This is a genomic window from Falsiroseomonas oleicola, assembly GCF_019029495.1.
GTDB lineage: Bacteria > Pseudomonadota > Alphaproteobacteria > Acetobacterales > Acetobacteraceae > Falsiroseomonas > Falsiroseomonas oleicola.
Genome location: NZ_JAERQM010000003.1, coordinates 258,376 through 273,226, shown reverse-complemented (window position 1 = coordinate 273,226; position 14,851 = coordinate 258,376). Strand labels below are relative to the sequence as shown.

Sequence of the window (14,851 nt, the reverse complement as noted above, 5' to 3'; positions counted from 1 at the left end):
AAGATTGAGGGCGTTTCGAAACGGCTCCGGGTCGCGGTCATTCCGTCAAAGCCCTCGGATCAGCGAAGGCCACTTCTCTTGTGCCACCCAGGCCCGCCACAGGGCTGGGTGCGAGGCCCGAAGGCGGAAGACGGTCTGGCCTGGCTTGGCGGCTCATGCGAGGCTGCGCCGGTATTTGTTTGCGAGGGAAAACCATGAATCAGCCCGTCCCGCCGCCGTTCCCACTTTACGAAATCTCGGGCAGGGCCGAGGCCCGCGGCCTCTCCTATGGCCGCCAGGCGGCGGCGCGGGTGCGCCGGAGCATCGGCCACTACCACGCGCAGCTTTCGGCGGGCGGGCTCGATGCGGGGAAGATCCATCGCATGGCCCGCGCCTTCGTGCCGCGCGTGGAGAATTTCGACGCGGACTACGTGGCCGAGATGCGCGGCATCGCCCATGGGGCGGCGGTGGCGTTCGAGGATGTGATGCTGCTCAACTGCCGCACCGAGATCCTGCAGCTCGCCAAGCGCGGCCTGCTGCCGGAGGCGGACCCCGACGGCTGCACCGGCGCCATCCTGCTGCCCGAGGCCACGGCCGATGGCGCGCTGCTGCATGGCCAGAACTGGGACTGGAAAAGCGAATGCGCCGAGACCGGCGTGGTGCTGCGCATCCGGCGCGAGGACGGGCCGGACATCCTCACCTTCGTGGAAGCGGGCGGCCTTTCGCGCGCGGGACTGAACGCGGCGGGCATCGCCATCACGGCGAACTACCTGGAGAGCGACCGCGACTACCGGACCGAGGGCATTCCGCTTTCGCTGCTGCGGCGCAAGGTGCTGGAGCAGGCGCATGTGGCGCTGGCGGTGCGGACCATCTACGCCACGCCGAAATCAGCCTCGAACAATGTGATGCTCTCGCACGGATCGGGCTGGGCGCTCGATATCGAATGCGCGCCCGATGAGAGCTTCCTTCTGGAAGCCGAGGGCGGCGTGCTGGTGCATGCCAACAACTGGCGCTCGCCCGTGGCACTGTCCAAGCTGCGCGACACCGGCATCGCCACCACGCCGGACAGCGTCTATCGAGACCGGCGCGTGATGGCGGCGCTCGCGGCGAAGCGCGGCCGGCTCACCTTGGACGACCTGCGCGCGGCCCTGTTCGACGACTGGCAGTCGCCCTGGTCGGTCTGCCGCCCACCACGGATGAACCTCGGCGGCAATCTCTCCGCCACGGTCGCGATGATCCTGATGCGGCCGGCGGCGGGACACATGGAGATCGCGCCCCTGCCCGCGCTGAACCGGCACTTCACCAGCTACAGCCTCGCGCCGGCGGCGCGGGCTGCGGGGTAGTCATTCCACGGCGGCCAGCGCGCGACGCAGCGCCGCCACTGTCTCCTCGACCTGCGCCTCGCTGACCACCAGCGGCGGCGAGAGCACCATCATGTCCCCCGCCGCGCGCACCAGCACGCCGGCGGCCAGGCAATGATCCGCCACCGCGGCGCCACGGGCACCGGGAGCCTCGGCGCGGGGCGCCAGGTCCACCGCGCCCAGCAGCCCGCAGCAGCGCACATCCACCACATGCGGCGCGTCCCGCAGCGCCAGCAGCGCGGCGCGGAAGGGCGCGGCGATGCGGGCAGAGGCCTCGAACATCCCCTCCTGCTGATAGGCGTCGAGCGTCGCCAGGCCGGCCGCGCAGGCCAGCGGATGCGCCGAATAGGTGTAGCCGTGCATGAACTCCGGCGCGCCGCGCGGATGCGCCATGAAGGCCTCGAACACCGGGGGCGTCACCAGCGTGGCGCCCATCGGCACGGCGCCATTGGTCAGGCCCTTGGCCATGGTCATGATGTCGGGGGTGACGCCCAGCGCCTCCGCCGCGGTGCAGGCGCCCAGGCGGCCGAAGCCGGTGATGACCTCGTCGAAGATGAGCAGGATGCCGTGCCGGTCGCAGATGGCGCGCAGCCCCTCCAGGTAGCCGATGGGCGGCGGGTAGACGCCGCCCGAACCGGTCACCGGCTCCACGATGATGGCGGCCACCGTGCTCGGGTCCTGCACGAGCAGGATGTCTTCCAATGCCGCCATCCAGCGGGCGTCCTGCACGGGTCGCGCCGTGAGGAAACGCTGCGCCGGGTCATGCGGCAGCGGCATGTGGAACACATCGGCCAGCAGCGGCCCGAAGTCGCGCTTGTGCCGCGCGATGCCGCCCACCGACAGCCCGCCGAAACCCACGCCGTGATAGGATTTGGCGCGGCCGATGAACTTCGTCCGCCCCGCATCGCCGCGGGCGCGGTGATAGGCGCGCGCGATCTTCAGCGCGGTGTCCACCGCCTCCGACCCCGAGTTGGAGAAGAACACCCGCCCCATCATCGGCACCGCATCCAGCAGGCGGCGGGCGAAGGTGAAGGCGCCCGGGTGCGACATGCGGAAGGAGGAGACGAAATCCAGCTTGCCCGCCGCCTCGCGGATGGCCGCCGTCACCCGCGGATGCGCGTGGCCGGCGTTCACGCACCACAGCCCCGCCATCATGTCCAGCACGCGCTGCCCTTCGGGGGTGATGTAGTGCATGCCCTCCGCGCGCTCGAACAGCACGGGCGCGTCGTGGAAGGCGCGCATGGCGGTGAAGGGCAGCCAGAAGCCCTCCTCGGGCTCGGGCGCGTTGCGGATCCGGTTCATGGGGCAGGCCTCGCGCGGTCGAGCGCATCGCGTGTGCGGAACCAGAGCGATCCGGCCATGGCATACAGCGTGCGCAGCGGGTGAAGGGGGATGGGGCGCAGGGGCGTCACGGGTGGCAGCGGCAGGTCGCGCGGGTCCTCGCCCGTCAGCAGATCGGCGAAGGCGGGGCCGGAGGCGGTGCACCAGCCCACGCCCTTGCCGTTGCATTGCACGGTGGCGAAGACGCCCTCGGCCAGCGCGAACAGCCGCGGCAGCCGGTCCAGCGTGACGGCCACCTGGCCGCCCCACCAGTATTCGGGCGCCACATCGGGCAGGCCGGGATAGAGCCGCGCGCGCATGCGCTCCGGCACGGTGAAGGACTGCGGGCCGCGCGGCGCACGCAGCGTGCCCTTGCCGCCAACCACCAGCCGCCCTGCCGCATCGCGCCGCCAATAGCGCAGCACGCGCCGTGTGTCCGACACCGCCTGGTGGCCCGGCAGCACAGGGCTGCCTTCGGGCAGCGGCGCCGTGGCGGTCTGGAAGGACCAGACCGGGATCATGGTCGCGGCAAGCCCCGGCCACAGCGCGCCACCCGTGGCGTTGGTGGCCAGCAGCACGCGGCGCGCGCGCAGATGGCCCGTGGCGGTGGAAAGGCGCCAGTCCCGCCCCTCCGGCGCGATGGCGGTGACGCGCGCCGGCGCATGGATGCGCGCGCCCGCCGCCAGCGCCGCCCGCGCCAGGCCGCGCGCCAAAGACAGCGGCTGCACCGTGCCGCCGCGCAAATCCATCCAGCCGCCCAGATAGCCCTCCGCGCCCGTGATCGCGCGCACCTCCTCGGCATCCAGCGCGCGAGCGGGCGCGCCCCAATCGGCCCGGGCCCGTGCGCGCTGCACGCAGGCGGCGCGTTCCGCGGCGCTGTCGGCCACCTGCAGCCAGCCGTTGCGCGTGGCCTCGCAGGCAATGCCGAGGCGTTCGATCAGCGCGAAGGTGGCATCCGCGTCTCGCGCGCCGTGCGCGTGCAGGCGACGGCCCAGCACCTCGCCATATTCGGCGATGAGGTCCGTCGCGAAGTGACGCAGGCCCGGGATCACCTGGCCGCCACTGGCGCCCGAGGCGCCGGCGCCAGGGGCCTGGGCCTCCAGCACCGTCACCGCCACGCCGCGCTCGGCCAGCGCCAGGGCCGTGGACAGGCCGGAGAAGCCGGCGCCGATGATGGCGACCTCGGCCTCCGCGGCACCTTCCAGCGGTGCCAGCGCGGGGGCGGGTTCGGCGGTCGCCTCCCACAGGGGGTTTTGCGCCATCACGGCCCGGCGCTCACCAGGTGTTCCACCAGCAGGGCGGCGGCGCGGGGCGGGTTGCCGGATTCCAGCGCATCCAGCACGCGCAGATGCTCGCGGCAGGAGGCATGAGCGCGCTCGGCGCCGAAGCGCCAATCCGTGTTGCGCAGCGCGCGCAGGCGGTTTTGTGCCTCCACGGCATCCACGAAGAAGCGGTTGCCGCTGCCGGCTGCCAGGCCCGTATGGAAGGCCGCATTCATCTCGAAGAAGCCCATCGCGTGCCGGTCGTGCCAGGGCCGGGCGAGCACCGCCTCATGGCTGGCGCGCATGGCTCGTGCGAAGCCGGGGTCGAGGCGATAGCCCGGCTCCAGCAGGGCCGCCGGCTCCAGCACCAGCCGGAAGCGCTGCGCCGCCGCGCAGTCCTCGGCGCTGGTCAGGCCGGGGGCGAAATGCCAGCCCTGGGCCGGGTTGCGCGCCACCACGCCGAGCTTCTCCAACCGCCCGAGCGCGCGGGAGACCACGCCGCGCGGCTGGTCGAGCTGGCGCATGAGGTCAGCCTCCCGCAGCGGGCCCTGCAGCGCGCCTTCGGCATGGGCACGGACGATCTCGGTGGCGAGAGTTTCGGCCGGGTCGCGGGCGGTGTCCTCCGGCAGGTCGCGGGTGGGGTCCGCCACCACCATGGCCCGGCCGTGGCGCGCGGTGATGCCCGCCTGTTCCAGCAGGCGCAGCGCGGCGCGCAAGGGCGTGCGCGAGACGGACAGGCGCGCGGCCAGCGCGGCCTCGGTCACCGGCGTGCCAGGCGGCGTGGCTTCGGCCAGCCAAAGCGCCCGCGCGGCGCGGGCCAGTTCGTGGTGCAGGAGGGGGGTCGACATCATCGCGCTTGTGTTTACGCCCATTCTGGTATTTTCTGCAAATGAAGAACCAAGCAGGCTTCACCAGAGGGATTTCGGATCATGCGTCTGCGCGCATCAATCCTGGCGATCGCCGCCAGCCTGGGCCTGTCCATGGCCGCCCCCGCCGGCGCGCAGGAGGCCCTGCGCATCCGCCTCAACGCGGACATCCGCTCGACCGACCCCGGCGTGAACCGCGACGCCAACACCGACGGCCTGGTGTGGCATGTGCTGGAGGGTCTGGTCGCGCTGCGCGGCGACGCCACCATCGCGCCCATGCTGGCCGAGCGGGTGGACATCTCCGCGGACGGCCTGACCTACACCTTCCCGCTGCGTCGCAACGTGCGCTTCCACAACGGCCAGCCGCTGACCGCGGCCGATGTCGCCTTCGCCATGGAACGCTACCGCAAGCGCGAGACCAACTGGCGCTGCCGCGGCGACCTCGACAGCGCCGTCACGCGCCTGACCGCCGTCGAAACACCCGATCCGCACACGGTGGTGATGCGCCTCGAACAGCCATCCGCGCTGTTCCTCACCATGCTGGCCCGGCCCGACTGCGGCCAGGCCGGCATCTTCCACCGCGACAGCCTGAACCCCGATGGAAGCTGGCGCGCGCCCGTCGGCACCGGTCCCTTCCGCCTGGGCGAATGGCGCCGCGGCCAGTTCGTGGAGCTGGAGCGCTTCGCCGAATACGCCGCCCTGTCCGGCGAACCCGATGGCCTGGCCGGCAACAAGACGCCGATGGTGGACCGCGTGCGCTTCACCATCATCCCCGACGACGCCGCAGCCCGCGCGGCGCTGCTCGCCGGCAACATCGACGTGCTGCCCGATGCCCGCACGCGCGACCTGCCGGATCTGCGCGCACGGCCCGGGATGAGCGTGCATTCCTCGCCGTCCTTCGATCTGCAGATCATCCTGATGCAGACGACCGACCCGCTGCTGCGCGACGTGCGGATGCGCCGCGCCATCGCCCTGGCCCTGGACGTGCCGGAGCTGGTGCGCGCGGTCACCGAGGGCAGCTCCCGCCCCGCGCGCGCACCGATCCCGGTGGGGTCGGGCTTCCACACGCCGGCGATGTCGGAGGTGCCTGCGCGGGACCTCGCCGCGGCGCGGCGCCTGGCGCAGGAAGCGGGCTATCGCGGCCAGCCCATCCGCATCGTCACCACCCGGCGCTACGAGGCCTTCTACGAGATCGCCGTTCTGGCGCAGGACATGCTGCGCGATGCCGGCATCAATCTCGAGCTGGAGGTCATCGAATGGGCCACGCAGTTGCAGCGCTACACCCGTGGTGACTACCAGATGATGGCCTTCGGCTTCTCCGCCCGGCTCGATCCCTCGCTCTCCTTCGAGATGTTCACCGGCCCCAAGGCAACCCAGCCGCGCAAGGCCTGGGACAACCCCGAGGTGCAGGCGATGCTGGACGCCTCGATGCGCGAGACGGACCCCGCCCGCCGCCGCGCGATCTTCGAGGCGATGTTCCGGCAATTGATGGAGGATGTGCCCGTCGTGGCGCTCTATTCCTCCGTGACGCATGCGGTCACGCCCGCCTCTGTGCAGGGCTACCGCAGCTGGGCGGTGGATGCGCCGCGGGCCTGGGGCGTGCGGGTGCAGCGCTGAGGTGCTGTCCTATGTGCTGAAGCGGCTGCTCGTCGCCCTGCCCACCCTGCTGCTGGTGGCGGCGAGCGTCTTCTTCCTGATGCGCCTCATCCCCGGCGACCCGGCCACCGTCGTCCTGGGCGACGCCGCGACGCCCGAAGCCGTGGCGGATCTGCGCATCGCCTTTGGGCTGGACCGGCCGGTGCTGGTGCAGTTCGCGCTCTGGATCGAGCGTGCATTGGGCGGTGATCTCGGCCGCTCCATCACCAGCGGCGAGGCGGTGGGGCCGCTCATCCTGCAACGCTTCCAGGTGACGGCGGCCATCGTCTTCGCCTCGGTGGGGCTGGCCGTGCTGATCGCGGTGCCGCTCGGCATGCTCGCCGCCTGGAAGCAGAATTCCTGGGGCGATGTGGCCGCCGTGGCGGCCGCGACCTTCCTGCTCTCCATCCCGTCCTTCTGGCTTGGGCTGATCTTCCTGCTGGTGTTCGGGCTGTGGCTCGGCTGGGTGCCGGTGGTGGGCTACGTCACCTTCGCCGAGGACTTTTGGGGGGCGCTGCACTACATCGCGCTGCCTGTGGCCACTTTGGCGCTGATCGAGACGGGGGTGCTGATCCGCATGGCGCGCGCCTCGACGGTCGAGGTGCTGCGGCTGGACTACATCGCCCATGCCCGCGCCAAGGGCGTGCCCGAATGGCGCGTGCTGGCGCGCCACGCCTTTCCCAACGCCTTCGCGCCGACGCTGACGCTGATCGGCCTCATCATGGGCAGCCTGCTGGGCGGCATCGCGGTGATCGAGACGGTGTTCACCCTGCCGGGCCTGGGGCGGCTGCTGGTGGAGGCGATCTTCGCGCGGGACTATCCCGTCATCCAGGGCGTGATGCTGCTCATCGCGGTGATCTACGTCGTGGTGAACCTGGTGGTAGACCTGCTCTACCCGGTGTTCGACCCACGCGTGGCGGCCGGCTGAGATGCGGCTGCGCCCCAACCTGCTCATCGGCGGCACGCTGCTGGGCTTCGTCTTCGCCGTGGCCGCCGCCGCACTGGTCTGGACACCCCATGACCCGGTGCGGACGAACCTCCGCCGAAGGCTGGTACCGCCTTCCCAGAACTATTGGCTCGGCACCGACGAGTTCGGACGGGACGTGGCCTCTCGCCTCATGGAGGGCGCGGTCACCAGCCTGAGCGTCGCGGCCTCCACCGTGGTGGTGGCGCTGGTGCTCGGCATGGCGATCGGACTGGCCGGCGGCTTTCTCCGCGGCTGGACGGACCGCATCCTGGGGGCCGTCAACGACACGCTGCTGGCCTTCCCGGGCATCCTGCTGGCGCTGGGCCTGCTGGCGGTGCTCGGGCCTTCGCGCTGGGGCATCGTGCTGGCGCTGGGCCTGGCCTATGCGCCGAGCGTGGCTCGCGTGGTGCGCGGCAGCGTGCTTTCCATCCGCGAGCGTGAATTCGTCGAGGCCTCGCGCGCGCTCGGCAATTCCGAGGGCTACACGTTGTTGCGCCATGTGTTGCCGCACACCGCGGCTCCGGTCACCGTGCTCGCGACATCGCTGTTCGGCTGGGTGATCCTGTCGGAAAGCGCGCTGTCCTTCCTTGGCCTCGGCGTGCCGCCGCCAGCCGCGACCTGGGGCAACATGCTGGCCTCGGCCAGGCCCTTCATGGACCAGGCGCCGCTGCTCTCCATCGCGCCGGGGGCGATGATCGCGACCTGCCTGCTGGGCGTGAACCTGCTGGGCGACGCGCTGCGCGACCTGCTCGACCCGCGGGACGGCGCATGACCCCCGTGCTGGAGGTGGAGCGCCTGTCCATTGCCGCCGGCGGGCGCCGCGTGGTGGACGGCCTTTCGTTCCGTATCGCGCCCGGCGAGGCCTTGGCGCTGGTGGGGGAAAGCGGCTCCGGCAAGTCCGCCACCGCGCGCGCCGTGATCGGCCTGCTGCCGCCGGGGCTGGCGCCCGATGGCGGCGCCATCCGCTTTGAGGGTGCGGCACTGGCGGCGAATTCGGCCGCGCTGCGCCGCCTGCGCGGGCCCGGCATCGGCATGGTGTTCCAGGAGCCGATGACCTCGCTGAACCCCGCGCACCGCATCGGCGCCCAGATGGAGGAGGGACTGGCGCTGCACACGCGCCTTTCGCCTGCGCAGCGCCGGGATTCCTGCATCGCCATGCTGGAGCGCGTGGGCATCACGGACCCGGCCTCGCGTCTCAACGCCTTCCCGCATGAATTCTCGGGCGGGATGCGGCAGCGGATCATGCTCGCCTCGGTGATGCTGCTGCGGCCGCGGCTGCTCATCGCCGACGAGCCCACCACCGCGCTCGACACGCTCACCCAGGCCGAGGTGATGGAGCTGATGTCCGGCCTGGCGCGCGAGCACGGCACGGCGCTGCTGCTCATCACGCATGACCTCGGCCTGGTCGCGCGTTATGCCGACCGCGCGCTGGTCATGCAGCAGGGGCGCGCAGTGGAGGAAGGCCCCGCCGCGCCGCTGCTCGACAACCCGCGCCAGGCCTATACCCGCGCCCTGGTGGACGCCCTGCCTCGGCGCGGCCCGGCGCGGCCCGCGGCGGCGGCCTCGGCGCCGCTGATCGAGGCGCGCGGCCTCTGCGTCACCTATCCGAAGCGCGGCGCGCTGTTCCGCCGCGCGGAGATCTTTACCGCGGTGGATGATGTCAGCCTTGCCATCCATCCGGGCGAGGTGGTGGCGCTGGTGGGCGGTTCGGGCTCGGGCAAGACGACGCTGGGGCGCGCCATGCTGCGGCTGGTGCCGAGCAGCGCGGGGCAGTTGCTGTTCCGCGGGCAGGCGGTGACGCAGCGCAGCGGCGCCGCGCTGCTGGATTTCCGTCTGGCCTGCCAGATCGTGTTCCAGGATCCCTATTCCTCGCTCGATCCGCGCATGCGCGTGCGCGACATCGTGGCCGAGCCGCTGCGCCTGCCCGCTGGAATGCCCATGGCGGAACGCCTCCGCCGCGCCGAGGTCATGCTGGAAGAGGTGGGGCTGGGTGGCCTCGGCGCGCGCTTTCCGCATGCGCTGTCGGGCGGGCAGCGGCAGCGCGTGGCCATCGCGCGCGCGCTGGTGCGCGACCCGGCCTTTGTCGTGGCCGACGAGGCGGTGAGCGCTCTGGATGCCACCGTGCGCAAGCAGGTGCTGGCGCTGCTGCGCGAACAGCAAAGGCGGCGCGGCTTTGCCTGCCTGTTCGTGACGCATGACCTGGGGGTGGTCGAGGAAATCGCGGACCGCATCGTGGTGATGCAGGGCGGGCGCATCGTGGAGCAGGGGCCGCGCGACGCGGTGCTGGACGCGCCGGCACAGGACTACACGCGGGCGCTGTTGGCGGCGGCGTTGCGCAGACCGGGGGTCTGACCGGCGAGGGCTGCGCGGGTTCGCGGCGATACTCGGGACGGGGGCCAGTGAGGTTGGGAAGCCGACTGGAGCATCGGTGGAAACCGGATTCCAACCTTCTCCGGCGTAGGCGGAATGCCGAATCGCCGCTCAACCAGAGCTACTCCGCCGCGACGCGCGGCCGTTCCGGCAGCTCGCCACCGATGCGTCTGGTCAGTGCCATGGCTGCCTCAGCGAGGATCGGTCGTGCGGCCGCCTGCGCGTCCGGCGTCCAACGGATCACCGGCGCGGAGAGGGCGAGGGCCCCGGCGAGCTTGTCGCCCGGCCCGAAGACCGGGGCGGCCATCGCCCCGGTGTGCGGATCCGTCGCGCCCATGGTGACGATCGGCAGGTCGAGCGTCGCGACATAGGGTGGCAGCGGCCGCGGCGCGAAGGCGCGGAGCACCTGGGCGATGGCGGAACTGTCGAGGGGCAGTGCGTCGCCGACCCGGACATGCATCCGCAGCAGGTGCGGGCTGTCCACGCGGTGCAGGCAGAGCCGCTGCTCGCCACGCCGGACGTAGAAGGCCGCCGTCTCGCCCGTCCGCGCCACGAGCTCCTCCAGCACCGGGATGACGTGCGCGTCCAGCCGGAAGGACTGCGTGTAGATCATGCCGAGGCGGAGCACCTCGGCATCGAGCCGGTACGCGCCGTCATCCTCGCGCGCAAGGTAGCCCTGCTCCTCAAGCGAGATGGCGAGGCGCATGATGGTGCTCTTCACTAGGCCCGTCCGTTCCGCGAGGGCCGCCAGCGACAGGGCGCGGTCGCCCTTGCGGAAAGCGGAGAGCACGGTCAGGGCGCGGTCGGCCGAAGCCACACCCTCGAGCGCCGATCGCCGCTTCCCCTTCTCCATCGTGGTCGCCTCCGGCCTCACGGTCCCACTTTAGCTCATTCCGCACGCGCGCGCAGGACGCTTCCTGTCTCGCTTTCGGTGATGAACAGGTCGCGCCCATCCGCCCCGCCCAGGCAGAGATTGGTGGTGGAGGCGCCGGCGCAGGAGCTCACCGCAAGCGTCGGCTCTGCCCGTGCGTTGAAACGCCAGACCGTCCCGACCCCGGTATGGGCGACCAGCAGATTCCCGTCCGCGTCCCACGCCAACCCGTCGGGGCCGCCAGGTCCGCCATGCAAATGGACGAAAATCCCCGCCTTGGTGACCGCGCCATCGCCGTGCAGCGGCAGGCGCCATATCTGGTTGGCGCGGGTGACGGCCACGAGGCAGTACGACAGGTCCGGCGCGACGACGATGCCGTTCGGGCTGGGCACCGTGCCGATCAGCGTGTCGAGCCTGCCGTCGGGGCGCAGGCGATAGACCCGGCCGGTCGGGTCGTGCAGGCCGGTCTGCCCCTGGTCGGTGAAGAAGATGCTGCCATCCGCGCCGAGGGCCAGGTCGTTCAGCCCCCGGAAGCCCTCGCTGCGCGCCGTCTCCAGCAGCGGCGTGATGGCGCCGCTGGAGGGGTCGATGCGGATCAGGCCGCGCCTGTAGTCGGTGACCAGCAGCGTGCCGTCGGCCGCCACCTTCAGGCCATTCGGCCAGCCGTCATACTCGGTCACGAGATCCCACGCGCCGTCCGGCGCGATGCGGAAGATGCGCCCGAAGGGGATGTCCGTGACGTAGAGCCTTCCCTCCGCATCGAAGCAGGGGCCTTCCAGGAAGCTGTCGATCTCGCGTCCGCCGCGATTCCAGCGTGCCCATTCGGTCGCACGCGGCCGGCGGAAGCGGTCCGGCAGCCGGGCGAAGACCTCGGTCCCGATGCGCGGCGGCGGCGCGAAGAACGGCATCGGCCTATTGCCGCTCGATGCCGCTGGTGGCGGCGACATCGCGCCACAGGGCGGATTCCTCGGCGAGCAGCGTCGCGAATTCGCCGGGCGGCATTCCGCCCGGCGAGGACGCCAGCGAGGCCAGGAAGTCACGCATGTCCTGCGCCTCCAGCGCCTGCGCCACCGCCGCATGCAGCCGCGCCACCACCCCGTCCGGCGTTCCCGCCGGTGCGGCGATCCCCGACCAGTTCACCACGCCGGTGCCATTCGGACCGAGGTTGGGCAGGCCGGCTTCCTTGAAGGTGGGGACCTGCGGCAGGACGGGCGTGCGCTGCGTGCCGCTCATCGCGAGCACCCGCAGCAGGCCGCCCTGCACATGGCCAAGCGCGGAGCCGAGCGAGACCATCACCACATCCACCTGGCGCGACAGAACATTGGTCACTGCCTCGCCGGCGCCACGGAACGGCACGTGCAGCATCTGGATGCCGGCGGCCTGGGCGAAGGCGGCGGTGGCGAAGTGGGGGGCGCTGCCGATGCCGCCGGTGCCGTAGGTGAGCCGCTCCGGCTCGCGCTTCGCATCCGCGATCAGCGCGGCAAGGTCGCGCCAGGGCGCGTCGCGGTGCACGGCGATCATCACCGGCGAGAAGGCGCTGACCGTCACTGGCCGGAAGGCATTCGCGTGGTCGAAGGGCAGGCGTTGAAACAGGTAGGGCAGCATGGCGTAGGTATTGTCCATCGCCAGCAGCGTGTGCCCATCCGGCGTGGCGCGTGCGACGTCGGCGGCGCCAATCGTGCCGGTGGCACCCGACTTGTTCTCCACCACCACCGGCCGTCCGAGGCTCTCGGAGAGCTTGGGCGCGAGGCGCCGCGCGATGGTGTCCACGGCGCCGCCGGGCGCCCAGGCGACGACGATGCGGATCGGGCGCGACGGCCAGGCTTCGCCGGCCTGGGCGTAGCCAGCGCGCGGCAGCGCCCCGAGGCTGAGCGGCATGGCGAGGCTGGTGCGGAGGATGTTGCGACGGGAGAGCATGGTACGCGGTTCCTTCCCAAGGCGCCCTACTGTCTGAGGGCTTGCATTTCGAAATCGCGTTTCGTTATAAGCGAGGGCGGCCCGGATCTGTCAAGAAAAGCCGGGCCCTGGGAAGGAAACCTCGGGATGCAGGAAACCCAGATCGGCCGTCGTGGCGCCCTCCTCGGTGCCGCTGCCGTCCTCGCCACCCCAGCGCTCGCCCAGCGCGGCTGGCCGGCGGGTCGCCCGATCGAGATCGTGGTGCCCTTCGCGCCGGGCGGCGGCATGGATGTCATGGCGCGCACCATCGCGCCCTTCCTCGCCGCACGCCTGCCCGGCGCGCGTGTCATCGTCAGCAACCGGGCCGGTGCCGGTGGCCAGGTGGGGACCGAGGTGGTGGCGAACGCCGCGCCGGACGGCTTCGTGCTCGGCGCCTGCGCGACACCCACGATCCTCAGCCAGCCCATCGAACGCCCGGTCCGCTGGCGCCCGGCGGAGCTCACCTACCTCGCGCAGGTCGTCGAGGATGCCTGCGGGCTCTTCGTCCGTACCGACAGCCCGCTCAAGGGGCTCCCGGATCTGCTGGCGGCGGCGCGGGCGCGGCCGGGCGACCTGCCCTACGGCACCGCCGGCATCGGCGGGGACGACCACATCGCGGCCCTGCTGCTGGAGGAGGCCGCCGGCGTCCGGCTGAGCCACATCCCCTTCAACGGCACCTCGCAGCTGCTGGTGCCGCTGCTCGGCGGCCAGCTCGATGTCGGCGCCTTCAACATCAGCGAAGCGCTGCCCCTGCTGCGCGACCGCGCCATCCGCGGCCTGGCGCTGGCCAGCGCGTCGCGTGACCCCACCGCGCCGGAGATCCCGACCTACCGCGAGACCGGGGTGGACGTCGTCTTCTCCGCCGGTCGGGGCATCTTCGGGCCGCCGGGACTGCCGGACGAGGTGCGTACGCAGATCGAGGAGGCCTTCGCGGCCACCTTCGCCGATCCGGCCTGGTCCGAGGCGGCCGCGCGCGCGGGCCTGCCGCGCAAGCCCCTGGTTGGCGCGGCCTATCGCGAGGCGGCGCTTGGGGGTGAGGCGGCGCTCCGCGCGCTCTGGGCCCGGCATCCGTGGAAAGAGTGACCGCAATTTCGAAAACGTGTTTCGGAAACGGCACTGGTTCGATAATCAAAACCATCTGACGGAGAGGACCGTTATCGCTCTGGGTGGACGCAACCCTGCGCCGCCTGGTCTCCGACGGCCTCATCTGACCCCGCGCACTGACCCCTCCCGAAAGTATCCTTCATGCCTCAGCCCGAAGCCGCGAAGCCCGCAGTTCTCGTCACGGCCGCGAAGCTCGCCCCGGAGGCGGTCGCCATCCTCGAGGCCGCCGGCTATGCCGTGCCCTGCACCTCCGGCTACCCCTCCGAGGCCGAGCTGCTGGCCGCCATCGCCGAGCACCGGCCGGTCGCGCTGCTGCACCGGCAGGGCATCATCAACGGCACGGTCATGGATGCCGCGGCGCCCGCGTTGCGCGTCATCGCGCGTCACGGCGCCGGCGTCGATGGCATCGACCTTCCCGCCGCCGAGGCGCGTGGGCTGACGGTGACGCGCGCCGCCGGCGCCAACTCCCGCTCCGTCGCCGAGCATGCGATGGCCCTGATGCTCGCGCTGCTGAAGGACCTCCCCTCGGTCGCCGCCGGCATGCGTGAGGGGCTGTGGGAGAAGACCTCCCGCATGACCCGTGACGTGGAGGGCGTGTCGCTCGGCCTCGTGGGCTATGGCGCGATCGGGTCCAAGGTCGCGCGCTTCGCGGATGCCTTCGGCATGCGGATCGCCGCCTATGACCCGCTGCTGCCCGCCGGCCCGCTGCCGGGCCCCGGGGAGCGCGTCGCCGACCTGTCCACACTGCTGGCCCGCTCCGAGGTGCTGTCGCTGCACTGCCCGCTGGAGGCCACGACGCGCGGGATGATCGGCGCGGCGGAACTGGCGGCGCTGCCGCGCGGCGCCATCCTGGTGCACACCGCGCGCGGCGGCATCGTGGACGAGGCGGCCCTGCTGGCCGCGCTGGACTCCGGTCACATCGCCTGGGCCGGCATCGACGTCTTCGCGAATGAGCCGCTGGACACCGCCAGCCCGCTCCGCGGCCATCCCCGCGTCCTGCCGACGCCGCACCTGGCGGCCAACACGCCGCTCGGCGCCGTCGGCATGTCCACCGGCGCCGCCGAGAGCATTGTCGCGGTGCTGGCGGGAAGGCTGCCAGCCCTGCCAGGCGCCGTCGTGATCCCAGGCGGCCTGCGCGCAGCGGCCTGACGCGCTGCCGGCTGCGGCCGGTCCTGAACTAT

At 71.9% G+C, this 14,851-nt stretch carries 13 protein-coding genes; 7 read left to right on the top strand and 6 right to left on the bottom strand.

Going from position 1 to position 14,851, the window contains the following annotated elements; genetic code table 11:
• Window positions 1–194: 194 nt before the first annotated feature.
• Entirely contained in the window at window positions 195–1,322 is a 1,128-nt protein-coding gene (locus tag JJQ90_RS12105; RefSeq protein WP_216875734.1) for a C45 family autoproteolytic acyltransferase/hydolase, read from the top strand.
• Here the strand turns inward: JJQ90_RS12105 and JJQ90_RS12100 are convergent, their stop codons facing one another.
• From JJQ90_RS12100 to JJQ90_RS12090, 3 genes are read right to left on the bottom strand one after another with little or no spacing between them, the layout of a single operon-like run.
• Window positions 1,323–2,642 carry an aminotransferase class III-fold pyridoxal phosphate-dependent enzyme gene (locus JJQ90_RS12100; protein WP_216875732.1) on the bottom strand — a complete coding sequence of 440 codons (1,320 nt, stop codon included), beginning with the start codon at window positions 2,640–2,642 and terminating at the stop codon, window positions 1,323–1,325.
• Window positions 2,639–3,922 (bottom strand): NAD(P)/FAD-dependent oxidoreductase, encoded by a 1,284-nt coding sequence (locus tag JJQ90_RS12095; protein WP_216875730.1) that lies wholly within the window; start codon window positions 3,920–3,922, stop codon window positions 2,639–2,641. The genes JJQ90_RS12100 and JJQ90_RS12095 overlap by 4 nt, the downstream gene beginning before the upstream one ends.
• A complete protein-coding gene (locus JJQ90_RS12090; RefSeq protein ID WP_216875728.1) occupies window positions 3,922–4,770 on the bottom strand; it encodes a GntR family transcriptional regulator in 849 nt (282 codons plus the stop codon). Before JJQ90_RS12090 ends, JJQ90_RS12095 begins: the two co-directional genes overlap by 1 nt.
• An 81-nt stretch (window positions 4,771–4,851) precedes the next feature.
• Here JJQ90_RS12090 and JJQ90_RS12085 point away from each other — a divergent pair, with 81 nt between their 5' ends.
• The 4 genes from JJQ90_RS12085 to JJQ90_RS12070 are packed head-to-tail and all read left to right on the top strand — an operon-like array spanning window position 4,852 to window position 9,742.
• The gene (locus JJQ90_RS12085) at window positions 4,852–6,405 is read left to right on the top strand and encodes an ABC transporter substrate-binding protein (RefSeq protein WP_216875726.1); all 1,554 of its coding nucleotides are present in this window, start codon (window positions 4,852–4,854) and stop codon (window positions 6,403–6,405) included.
• A gap of 1 nt (window position 6,406) precedes the next feature.
• On the top strand, window positions 6,407–7,351 hold the full coding sequence (locus tag JJQ90_RS12080; RefSeq protein ID WP_216875724.1) for an ABC transporter permease: 945 nt from the start codon (window positions 6,407–6,409) through the stop codon (window positions 7,349–7,351).
• A 1-nt stretch (window position 7,352) separates the two neighbouring features.
• Window positions 7,353–8,162 carry an ABC transporter permease gene (locus JJQ90_RS12075; RefSeq protein WP_216875722.1) on the top strand — a complete coding sequence of 270 codons (810 nt, stop codon included), beginning with the start codon at window positions 7,353–7,355 and terminating at the stop codon, window positions 8,160–8,162.
• Window positions 8,159–9,742 carry a dipeptide ABC transporter ATP-binding protein gene (locus JJQ90_RS12070; RefSeq protein WP_216875720.1) on the top strand — a complete coding sequence of 528 codons (1,584 nt, stop codon included), beginning with the start codon at window positions 8,159–8,161 and terminating at the stop codon, window positions 9,740–9,742. The genes JJQ90_RS12075 and JJQ90_RS12070 overlap by 4 nt, the downstream gene beginning before the upstream one ends.
• A gap of 139 nt (window positions 9,743–9,881) precedes the next feature.
• Here JJQ90_RS12070 and JJQ90_RS12065 read toward each other — a convergent pair whose 3' ends face one another.
• From JJQ90_RS12065 to JJQ90_RS12055, 3 genes are read right to left on the bottom strand one after another with little or no spacing between them, the layout of a single operon-like run.
• Complete coding sequence (locus JJQ90_RS12065) at window positions 9,882–10,613, bottom strand: IclR family transcriptional regulator (RefSeq protein ID WP_216875718.1); 732 nt, start codon at window positions 10,611–10,613, stop codon at window positions 9,882–9,884.
• 35 nt (window positions 10,614–10,648) lie between these two features.
• On the bottom strand, window positions 10,649–11,539 hold the full coding sequence (locus JJQ90_RS12060) for an SMP-30/gluconolactonase/LRE family protein (RefSeq protein ID WP_216875716.1): 891 nt from the start codon (window positions 11,537–11,539) through the stop codon (window positions 10,649–10,651).
• 4 nt (window positions 11,540–11,543) lie between these two features.
• Window positions 11,544–12,548 carry a Bug family tripartite tricarboxylate transporter substrate binding protein gene (locus tag JJQ90_RS12055; protein WP_216875714.1) on the bottom strand — a complete coding sequence of 335 codons (1,005 nt, stop codon included), beginning with the start codon at window positions 12,546–12,548 and terminating at the stop codon, window positions 11,544–11,546.
• Between the two features lie 126 nt (window positions 12,549–12,674).
• On the opposite strand from JJQ90_RS12055, the gene JJQ90_RS12050 reads away from it, so the two are divergent.
• Together JJQ90_RS12050 and JJQ90_RS12045 are read left to right on the top strand one after the other, a co-directional pair.
• The gene (locus tag JJQ90_RS12050) at window positions 12,675–13,649 is read left to right on the top strand and encodes a tripartite tricarboxylate transporter substrate binding protein (protein WP_216875712.1); all 975 of its coding nucleotides are present in this window, start codon (window positions 12,675–12,677) and stop codon (window positions 13,647–13,649) included.
• A 162-nt stretch (window positions 13,650–13,811) separates the two neighbouring features.
• Window positions 13,812–14,819 (top strand): hydroxyacid dehydrogenase, encoded by a 1,008-nt coding sequence (locus tag JJQ90_RS12045; RefSeq protein WP_216875710.1) that lies wholly within the window; start codon window positions 13,812–13,814, stop codon window positions 14,817–14,819.
• The last annotated feature ends 32 nt before the right edge of the window (window positions 14,820–14,851 follow it).